Origin of the sequence: Roseibium sp., from assembly GCF_025698965.1 — a bacterium.
Lineage (GTDB): Bacteria > Pseudomonadota > Alphaproteobacteria > Rhizobiales > Stappiaceae > Roseibium.
In genome coordinates this window covers 1-6756 of record NZ_JAILWL010000362.1, presented here as the reverse complement: position 1 = coordinate 6756, position 6756 = coordinate 1, and the positions used below count along the sequence as shown (strand labels likewise).

The following is a 6756-nucleotide window of genomic DNA, read 5'->3' as shown; positions in this document are numbered from 1 at the left end:
CATTCCGTCCGGTGCAAGCGTCAGTGCCACACGCTTTGGGTAGTCTCCCCCTTTGAGCGGTACGGGCATGTACCACGTGTCCCGCATATCCGGTGCGGCCATCGCTTCCAGGGAGATTTCAAGATCGGAGATACTTCGTGCAATCGGTCCTGAAACAGCCATCAACTGCCCCCCAATGTAACGGTCGGGACCGCTGGAATTATAGGCGGGAATTCTACCGAGCGTCGGGCGCAGGCCATGCAGCCCGCACGCGTATGCCGGATAGCGAATGGAGCCTGCGATGTCCGTGCCGTGCCCCATGGCACAAATGCCAGCCGCCACAGCAGCAGATGCGCCGCCAGAAGAGCCACCCGGCGTTATCCCCCTATTTCGAGGGTTCAAGGTCTGACCGTGCAGGCTGTTGTTTGTGAACCAGCGCAGGGAAAACGCAGGCGTATTCGTACGCCCGACAATGACACCCCCGGCCTTGCGAATATTGGAAACGACCGGGCTGTCCTCATGGGCAATCAGGTCCTTGAACAAACGAACGCCGTTGGTGCTGGCGTGTCCCTTCTGATCGACGATCACCTTGATCGTGACTGGAACGCCGCACAGAACACCAGGATCCTGCCCCCTCGAAATCGCGTCATCAACCTGACTGGCCGCTTGAAGAGCTTCTTCGGGACATTCCTGCACCACCGCGTTGATCTTTGGGTTTACCTCATCAATCCGTTGGAGATGCGCCCGGGTCACTTCGGTTGCAGACATTTTCTTCGAGCGAACCGCCGCGGCAATTTCGCTCGCCGTCATTTCCCAAATATTTTGCATAAGATGACCCTAACGCTTCCACAATCGAAAAATGTTCGCATTGCTGTGTTCGGAAGTCGAGCGCGTGGTTGAATTAATTGGGCATCGCTCGGAAACGGCGGTGGCTCACAGATGTGAGGCCCCTTCGAGGTCCCACTTGCCGGGCAGTCGCATCAGCCACCTTGCCTGGCTTGCGCGCGCTTCGCAGTTGCCTCTTCCCAGCCCTTGATCAGAAGCGCCCTACGGCCAGGGTATTTCTCTTCAAGCACTTCCAGCGTCAGCACCCTGTCTGTCCTGAAGTGCCGGTAGTCCTGCCTGGCTTCACACCATGCGACGATGTAGCGGACTGAATCCAGATAGGCGATGAGTAGCGGCCAGATCATACGGCTGGAAACACCACCTCTTTGGTCCTGGTAGGAGAGCTGAAGTTTCATGCGGTCCCTGATTGCGCGCCGCAATGCGGCGCCATCGAACTGGTCCTGTGTCTGTGACCCGGTCGCAATCGATCTTGATCCCGCATCCAGAATGACCGGGCGCAGTTCCTGCGGAATTGCTTCGGTCAATTTTGCCACCAGATCCCTGGCGGCTCTGGCGAGAGAGGGATCGGACTGCGCGGCGACCCATTCGGCGCCGAGGGCCGCGGCCTCCAGCTCGTCTGCAGTCAGCATCAGTGGAGGCATGTCGTAACCATCGTCCAGAACATAGCCTGTGCCGGCCTCACCGGTGACCGGGACGCGCTGCGCGATAAGTTCCGCCATATCGCGGTAGAGCGTCCGAAGCGATATTTCCAGTTCATCCGCCAACTCCCTGCCCGTTACCGGTGACCGGTTTGCACGTAGGATCTGAATTATCTGGAACAGCCGTTCAGTGCGACGCATTTCTTTCTCCTGCTGCCACACTGCTGCCATAACGGTGGCAGCAGGGCAACGGTATCAGTTGTCAGGAACCAAAGAAAAATCAGACATTCCGCTGAAATGAGGACATCAAATGATCCACTCCCAACGCACCTTTGTCATTGACGCCAGCCCGGAAAAGGTCTGGCCAATTCTCAGTCGCTTCATGCATATCGACGAATTTGCGCCGCTTGTGAAATCAGTCGATGCGCTGACAGTTGGGGAAACCGGAGTCGGCTCAAAACGCCGCTGCCATTTTAAAGACGGTAATTCGCTTGTTGAAGAGGTGACACATTGGCAGGTAAATCGCGGATATCGCGTCCGTTTGTCCGACACTGATCCGATGCCGCTCAAGGAAGCCTATGCAGAACTCAGCATCGCCCCGCAAGGTACAGGGCAGACGAAAGTGGTCTGGAGCATGGACTATCGCGTCAAATACGGGCCGATAGGATGGCTGTTGGGCCAGAAGATGATGAAGAGGATGATGGGCAAGATTCTCGACGGCAATCTGAAGGGACTGGCGAACCAGGTGGCGTCACTGCAATCCGGCAATGTGCAAGCAACCGGATAGTGTGTGAACTGCTTGACCAAGCTAGTTCAATCCCGGCCAGTTCCGGTTCGCCTTGGCGATGTAGCCCGAAATGTCCTCACTCCAGGTTCTTTGAACGGATTTGGAGTAGTTCACATAGAGCTTTCCGTTGACCACCTTATAGGCTAGCGGATCGACGCCCACCTTATACCCGCGCGATACACCATAGGCGCAATAGCCATCATATTGCGGTGCGTATCGCCCGGGATTGTTGGCAAAGGCATCCCGGTTTCTGGCTGTCGCGAAACGGTAGGTCAAACCGTTATGCCGAGCCGTGAAATCGGATGACCCTTCCAATGGCGTATCGCCTGAGAAGTAGGACACCGGATCATATCCGGTCAGCGCCAAGGGGCTTTTGGCGAATGACGGCACTGCAAATGCAGCCACCGCCAGCACAAGGACGGCGGCCAGTCCGAACCCGAGAAATCGCCTGCGCTTGATCATGATGCCACCTCACACCTTCAACTCTTTCAATTTGTGTCGTCTTGGGCGCTGACATTCAATCAACAATCATTTGAAGGCCGGAAGAACTTCGAAACAATCTGCTTCCGCAAACCGGTTTCAATCTTCTATCTTGCCTGAAGTCCGGCAATCACTGTCCGGACGGCAAAGGATCCAACGAGAGTGTTGTTTGGCGGCAAAACCGGAAATTAGCCTGAAGTCCCTGGAAGTGTTTCGATCCTGCGCGCGTTGCGGTTCCGTGACCGGCGCAGCGAAGGCGATGGCGATTTCCACGAGTACCGTGGCACACCACCTTGGTCTTCTGGAAGATCAATTGGACGTTGCCCTGTTTGATCGCACCAAAAAGCCGCTGCGATTGACTGCCGCCGGCAATGCGTTTCTGGCGGACCTGGAACCCGCGTTGGCAGCGCTGCGCCAGGCAACGGCCAATGCCAACCCACAAACCATGCAATTCGGGCGGCAATTGCGCTTTGGAACGATTGAAGATTTTGAAACAGAAGCCGTTCCGGATCTCGCGGTCTTTTTAAGCCACAGCTTACCCAGCGTGGACTTTGAATATCATGTCAATCCCAGTCTGACGCTGTTGGAAATGATGCAAAACCGTATGTTGGACATGTGCATCATGGCAAAGCCAACACATCCCCTGGCGAACATTTCCTATCACCCGGTACTACGGGACCCGTTTGTTCTGGTCGTTCCGAAAACCTGTTCGTACGACGCAGAGCAACTGTTGAACGGCGAGGCAGATCTGCCACTTTTGCGCTTTCATGGATCGCAAATGATCGGCAAACAGATTGAGGCCCAGCTACAACGGATGAAAATCCAGTTGAGGAAGCACATGCTGGTCGGAAACAATGCGATCTTGATGGCGCTGGTTGCCGCCGGTGCCGGATGGGCAATCACAACACCGCTTCTTTACGCGCGCAGCAAGCGGTCTCAGGAAAGTGTCCGTCTTCTCCGCTTCCCGAACCAGAGTTCTGCCCGCGAAGTTGGTCTTTTCTGGTCGGCAGACTGTCCGCTTCAACTGACAGAACTGGTAAAATCCAAACTGCACGAACTCGTTGAGCTTTATGCCCTGGGTCCCGTGCACCAAGCCTACCCGTGGCTCAAGGATGAGTACGTCCACATTTCATTTTAGAAAGTTTCGAAAATCATTTTCGATTTTTTCAATCTTGCCCAAATGCGATTGAAATTGCCGTTCATCCCCGTCAAATGAACCGAACCACCGGGAGATGAGCACATGAAGTCACGCACTAGGGCGGTCGTCATTGGGGGAGGTATTGCGGGCTGCTCCACCCTTTATCATTTGACCCGGGAAGGTTGGACGGATGTAGTGCTGGTGGAGCGCGATGAACTGACCAGCGGCACAACATGGCACTCAGCGGCTCAGGTGACCAATTTCGGCACCAATCAGACCATGGTCGGCCTCAAGACCCATTCTATCAAACTCTATAAGGAACTCTCCGAAGACCCGGACTACCCGATCAACTATCACCATGGCGATGGCGGTATCCGGCTGGCCAATACCGATGCCCAGATGCAGGGCTACGGACACTTCGCTTCCATGGCCCGGGGGATGGATGTTCATTTCGAAGTGATTGATGCCAAGGAATGTGCGCGCCGTCATCCCCTCATCTCCACCGACAACCTGCTTGGCGGGCTCTGGGACCCGCTCGACGGCGACATCGACCCGGCCCAGCTGTGCCAGGCACTGGCTCGCCGCGCGCGCAAGGCCGGAGCCGAAATCTACCGACACACTCCAGTGACCGGATTGACCCAGCACACGGATGACACCTGGACCGTTCATACCGACAAAGGTGATATCGACTGTGACATCGTGATCAATGCCTGCGGCTACCGGGTCAATGAAGTCGGTGCCATGATGGGTGTTCACCACCCCGTCATGTCCATGGAACATCAGTATTTTCTGACGGAGGACATTCCGGCGATCAAAAGTGCCGGTCACCGGATGCCGCTGCTGCGCTGTCCGATATCCGACTATTACTGCCGTCAGGAAAGGAGCGGTCTGCTGCTCGGCTTCTACGAGCAGGACTGCAAGACGTGGGGAATGGACGGTATCGACCCGCATTTCGCAAACGCTCTATGCCCGGACGATCTGGATCGGATTACCGATGTTCTGGAGGGTGCATTTTCACGAATGCCCGTCCTCATGGAGACCGGAATTCGCACGGTGATCAATGGCCCAATTACCTACACCATCGACGGTGCCCCTCTGGTTGGGCAAATCCCGGGAAAACGGAACGCCTTTTGCATCATCGGCTTGCGTGCCGGTCTTGGAGAAGGTGGTGGGCATGGCTGGCTTCTGGCGCAGCAGATAGTGCATGGCGAAGCCTGCTATGACACATGGTGCCTCGACCCCCGCCGATTTACCGGCCATGCCAATGTGGAACTGACCGCGTTAAAAGCAATTGAAGACTATCAGAACGAATTTCGATTTCACTTCCCGCATGAGCACAGGCCCGCCGGTCGCAATGCTAAAACAACGCCCCTTACCCCCCTTCTGGCTGCTGAAGGGGCTGCATTCAGCGTGGTGAACGGTTGGGAGCGGATGGATTACATCAAATCCCACGCAGAATTTCACCCCACGCTCGGATTTGATTTCGACGAAACATTTGATCTGGTCGCCGCAGAAGTCAAAGCCGTTCAGACGCAAGTCGGCCTGTGCGAAGTCAATGGCTTCAATCGTATCGAGATCACCGGGTCCGACCGTCACGATTTCCTGGATCGCATGTTCTGCGGTTTTGTCACTCGAAAGGAAGCCCGCGTTGGTCTTGGTTATCTGCTCAATCATCATGGAATGGTGAAGGGAGAAGCGACGATTGTAAATCTGCCGGCCTCCGACCGTGGCCCGGAGCGCATCTGGTACGGGTCAGCCGCAGCCAGCGAGTTTCACGATCTGGATTGGCTGAAGCAGCATGTAAAGGCAGGGGAAGACGTTCAGATCCGCAGTCTCACCAATGAACAGACAATCCTGGTTTTGGCCGGGCCCAACGCGCGCAAGGTCCTTTCAGCTTGCACTCGTGGGAATTGGTCCAAAGAGGCTTTCCCCTGGTTATCGGTGCGTGAGTATTTCTTGGGTTTTGCGCCGGTAACAGTCATGGCTGTGAGCTTTTCCGGGGAATTGGCCTATGAAATCCACGTCCCGAACGCATCCCTTTATTGCGCCTATCAATCGCTTCGCGATGCCGGTGCGGTCCATGGGCTCCAGCTTTTCGGCGCTCGCGCCGTGGAATCCATGAGGTTGGAAAAGGGATATCTACACTGGAAGGCAGATATTCTGACCGAGTTCGATCCGTTTGAAACAGGGCTCGACCGGTTCGTAAGACTTGATAAGGCAACCTTCATCGGCAAGGAAGCCCTGCTGACACGCAAGGCCAAAGGCCCTGACAAACGACTGGCAACCCTGCAGGTTCACTCTGAAAAAGCACCAGCGCATGCAGGTGCGTCCGTGATGATCGGCCGCTCCGTTGCAGGCACCGTGACTTCGGGAGATTGGGGGCACCGGGTGGGTATGAACCTTGCCTATGCGTTTCTTGACGCTGAGTTGAGTGACGTCGGTCAGCAGTTGAAAATTGACTGCTGCGGAGATCTTGTTGATGCAACCGTCATTCCCGCATCGCCCTATGACCCGGAAACAACCCGCCCTCGAAGTTGAAAAAGCACTGGCGCTAATAATCAGCCGGTGCCGACCTTGACCTGAACTGCCGCTTCCCGCTGACCGTCGTCTTCCTTTGCCTGCATGGCAGACATCAGGCGTCCACGAACAAGACCGCGCACGGAATTGCCGACAAAAATCTCGTCCGCCGCTTCCAGATCCTGCCGGTTCAGGTCGGCTTCATGGGCCAGGCCGCGCTCCAGCAAGCCAGCCCTGAGTGTGCCCGGCAGCACGCCGTGATGCAGCGCCGGTGTCAGCAAACGGCCGTCCTTTTTCAGAAACAGCGTCATGTAACTGCCTTCCGTCAAATAGCCCTCTTCGTTTTCAAAGAGAACTTCCTGACATCCGGT

At 55.9% G+C, this 6756-nt stretch carries 7 protein-coding genes; 3 read left to right on the top strand and 4 right to left on the bottom strand.

The features are described 5' to 3' along the window. Together K5905_RS23850 and K5905_RS23845 are read right to left on the bottom strand one after the other, a co-directional pair. Positions 1-807, bottom strand: an 807-nt coding sequence (locus tag K5905_RS23850; RefSeq protein WP_297588650.1) for an amidase, incomplete at its 3' end; no start/stop codon positions are given. Positions 808-959: 152 nt separating this feature from the next. Next, a complete protein-coding gene (locus K5905_RS23845; protein ID WP_297588648.1) occupies positions 960-1664 on the bottom strand; it encodes a YafY family protein in 705 nt (234 codons plus the stop codon). Positions 1665-1773: 109 nt separating this feature from the next. Here K5905_RS23845 and K5905_RS23840 point away from each other — a divergent pair, with 109 nt between their 5' ends. Then, entirely contained in the window at positions 1774-2250 is a 477-nt protein-coding gene (locus tag K5905_RS23840; RefSeq protein WP_297588646.1) for an SRPBCC family protein, read from the top strand. A gap of 21 nt (positions 2251-2271) precedes the next feature. Here K5905_RS23840 and K5905_RS23835 read toward each other — a convergent pair whose 3' ends face one another. Then, positions 2272-2712 carry a YHS domain-containing (seleno)protein gene (locus K5905_RS23835; RefSeq protein WP_297588644.1) on the bottom strand — a complete coding sequence of 147 codons (441 nt, stop codon included), beginning with the start codon at positions 2710-2712 and terminating at the stop codon, positions 2272-2274. A 187-nt stretch (positions 2713-2899) separates the two neighbouring features. Here K5905_RS23835 and K5905_RS23830 point away from each other — a divergent pair, with 187 nt between their 5' ends. Both K5905_RS23830 and K5905_RS23825 read left to right on the top strand, forming a co-directional pair. After that, positions 2900-3868 carry a LysR family transcriptional regulator gene (locus tag K5905_RS23830; RefSeq protein ID WP_297588642.1) on the top strand — a complete coding sequence of 323 codons (969 nt, stop codon included), beginning with the start codon at positions 2900-2902 and terminating at the stop codon, positions 3866-3868. Between the two features lie 102 nt (positions 3869-3970). Then, entirely contained in the window at positions 3971-6406 is a 2436-nt protein-coding gene (locus K5905_RS23825) for an FAD-dependent oxidoreductase (RefSeq protein WP_297588640.1), read from the top strand. 20 nt (positions 6407-6426) lie between these two features. On the opposite strand, the gene K5905_RS23820 is transcribed toward K5905_RS23825, so the two are convergent. Then, positions 6427-6756: aminotransferase class IV (locus K5905_RS23820; RefSeq protein WP_297588638.1), on the bottom strand; the 330-nt coding region annotated here is incomplete at its 5' end.

Bases quoted from the DNA above. Each gene is read 5' to 3' on its own strand.
- K5905_RS23845 (WP_297588648.1), bottom strand. From the start codon at position 1,664: ATGCGTCGCACTGAACGGCTGTTCCAGATAATTCAGATCCTACGTGCA.
- K5905_RS23840 (WP_297588646.1), top strand. From the start codon at position 1,774: ATGATCCACTCCCAACGCACCTTTGTCATTGACGCCAGCCCGGAAAAG.
- K5905_RS23835 (WP_297588644.1), bottom strand. From the start codon at position 2,712: ATGATCAAGCGCAGGCGATTTCTCGGGTTCGGACTGGCCGCCGTCCTT.
- K5905_RS23825 (WP_297588640.1), top strand. From the start codon at position 3,971: ATGAAGTCACGCACTAGGGCGGTCGTCATTGGGGGAGGTATTGCGGGC.